Annotated in this window: 1 protein-coding gene; it reads right to left on the reverse strand. The window is 51.8% G+C overall.

Features of this window, described 5'->3' with window-relative positions:
• Positions 1 to 30 precede the first annotated feature (30 nt).
• On the reverse strand, positions 31 to 2,733 hold the full coding sequence (locus tag Q9J80_RS10770) for an autotransporter outer membrane beta-barrel domain-containing protein (RefSeq protein ID WP_304672874.1): 2,703 nt from the start codon (positions 2,731 to 2,733) through the stop codon (positions 31 to 33).
• Between the last annotated feature and the right edge of the window lie 116 nt (positions 2,734 to 2,849).

A 2,849-nucleotide genomic window follows, 5' to 3' on the forward strand; every position in this document is an offset into this window, starting at 1 on the left:
TTCCGGATTGTTTTCAGGCGCATCCGCGCATCAGAACATACTGCGCACGCCCATATTGACCTGCCAATTCTGGCGCATCGTGTGCATCGAAGACCTTTGCGCCTCAAAATAAAGCTGCCGTCCGTTTTCGGCATTGCGGCGCACCACGCCCAAGCCGTATTCCAACCAGCCGCCACGGTGTTTGAATTCCTCCACGGCAGAGCCGTTGAACCTGTGGCGGATCGTGCCGATAAATTCGCGTTTGTACATCAGCTTGCCGTAGATATTCAACCTGCCGCCGTCCAAACCGTCCACGCCCGCCCGAAAGCCGAACCGCCCCAGCAGGCTGCGGAAGTTGTCCGTTTCGGCAGACAGCCCGTTTGACAGCGAAAAGCCGTAGCCGCGCGTAAACCAGTAGGACAACTGCGCTTCCGGCTGCCACCAATAGGTTTTGCCGCCGTCCTGTTTTTCCATCCGCCTGCCGGTTTCGGCGGAAAGCATATAGGCATTCAGGCGCGCCTCGTCCGATTCGACCCGTTTGCCGGAGTAATTGGTCAGCCCGTAGCTGCCCTTATATCGGGCGATGTTGGCGACCAAATCGTAATAGGCCCTGCTTTCCCGGTTGAGCCAGGTGGAATAAACGCCTGCCGTCCTGCCGTAGATTTTGCCGATGCCGGCGTAGTCTTCGGGGGTGTAGGACGATTGGAGGTGGCGGAGCATCAGCCCTTTGTAATGAATCCATTTGTCGCCGAACCCCGTCCGGTTGAAGCCGCCGGCAAAGCCCCAATAGCGGTTGCTGTAGCCGCCCACGCGGTAATCGCTGCGGCTGCCGGCGAATTTTCCGCCGACGCGTTTGATCCAAACGTTGTTGTCTTCCTGCGGCGTTCCGTCGGCGTGGATTTCGCCCATACGCTGCACCAGCGTTTCATCGGAAACCGCGTTCAACTGATATAACGCCTCGCCGAAAAGGACGCTGCTCGATGCGCCCGTCGACAATGTGGCCGGGTAGAGGTAGAAATCCCGCTTGCCGTCGGGGGTAATTTCGACATATTTGGAGTTTTCCGACTCGCCCAACTTGAAGCACCACGCCCCGTGTTCCGTACAGCGGACGTGCAGCTTATAGGATGCACCGCCGCCTGCCGACCCCTGATTTTCGACCAGCTTTAAAAATTCCCTGCCCGTCGTTGGTGCCTTGGCATTGTCTTCATATTCGATGATGTGTACGCCTTCGCTGCCTTCGCGCGTAATCAGCTTGTCCGACTTGCCGCTCACGATGTTGCCCTGCATCTTGAACACGCCGCCGTTTCCCTTCAGGCTGGATACGGAGACGTTTACATTCCTGCCGCCGTCCGAAAAGCTCACTTCCGCGCCGTTGCTGATGTCCAATCCGTTGATTTTTGAAGTATTCTGCACATTCCAGCGCGCGCCGTCCTTCATCGTCATATTGATGGATGACACGCTGTCTTTACGGTTTTCCTCAAACAGGGGTTGTCCGCTTGGCGGATTATCGGGGTCGTCGGGATCGCCGGTATATTGTCGTTTGCCGATATGGGCTTCCCCGTTGAGATAAGAATTTTTGTTTTTCAGGTTTAAATCTATCACGCCGCCGTTGAGGACGTGGATGTCGCCGTCGATTTGCACCGTTCCGTCGCCCTTGATGTCCACGCTGCTGTTTTTACCGTCCACATTCAAAGCGTCGCCGATGGATTTTTGTTTCCCACTTTCTTCAAGCACCGGCTGCACGTCGATTTTGACATCGCTATGGAAGGTGGCGCGGTTGTACGAATCTTCCGGCACATCCTCGCTGTTGCCGCTTTTTTTCGGCAGGTTTCCCACATAAACACCGTAGTTTTCGGCATTCTTCTCATCGCCGCGATCCACCTTGATGCTGACCCCGCCGTGAAAATCCATTTCGGTCTGGTTGACGACCGTTTTTCTCGACCCCGACGTGCTGATGGTTACACCCTTATATTGCGTTATCGAGATGCCGCGCCCGCGCGTACGCCCCGATTTGACGTATATGTTCAGATTGGAACCTGCTTCCGACTCGATTTTGGTATGGTTTTTGGTTTCTGTGGAATATTTGGTTTGATTATTCTTGAATAACTGTATGCCGTTCAGTGCGTCGCTGCTGCCTGTTTTGGTGCCGTCTGTATAAAGATAGTTGTTTCCCTTAAAGGTCAGGGTTGTGTCCGACATACCGATGCCGGAGGCTGTCAAAGTGTCGTTTGCGAAAATGGCATTCTTTGAAGAGCTAATTTTGACGGATACGTTTTCCAAGGTAATATTGTTGCCCTTTGCCTCATAGCTTTTGTCTGCAAACAAAATCCCGGCATTTTCAACAGTTGACGGAAGCGTGTATCTACCGCTGCTCACCGCCCCTATAGGTCTTGCCTTTTCGATGGTCCAATGCGCGGGCTCTTTCAACACTTCGCCCCTTGCATCTTTCAACAACGCTTCACCACTTACATCTGTCAAGTCTTTTTCACCGAGAGAAGGGTTGCCCTTGACGGTAATGATATTTTTCGCGCCTTTGCCATTGGCGGCAATCACCAAGGAATTAATCGGCTTGACAGCAGTTTCGCCCGAATAATCTAAAGTATGTTCGTTGTTCTGATTTCGGTTCGCCGCTACTGCCGCCGTATAATTGGCGTTTACAATAATGCCGTTATTAGTGGCGGCAATGCTTTTTTCCATACCCGCAGCCAGCAGGCAGGAAGAAAGGAGGCAACGGGCGATTGTTTCATCTTTCATAAGTTTTCCACACTTCTTGCATATTATCCTTAATTTTATACCAATCGGGTAATCTAATCAAAAAAAAAAAAAAAAAAAAAAAAAAAAAAAAAAAAAAAAAAATTTTTTTTATTTTT

Origin of the sequence: Neisseria blantyrii (assembly GCF_962747855.1) — a bacterium.
Taxonomy (GTDB): domain Bacteria; phylum Pseudomonadota; class Gammaproteobacteria; order Burkholderiales; family Neisseriaceae; genus Neisseria; species Neisseria viridiae.

Excerpts from the sequence above, each read along its gene's own strand:
- Q9J80_RS10770 (WP_304672874.1), bottom strand. The coding sequence starts at position 2,733 with ATGAAAGATGAAACAATCGCCCGTTGCCTCCTTTCTTCCTGCCTGCTG.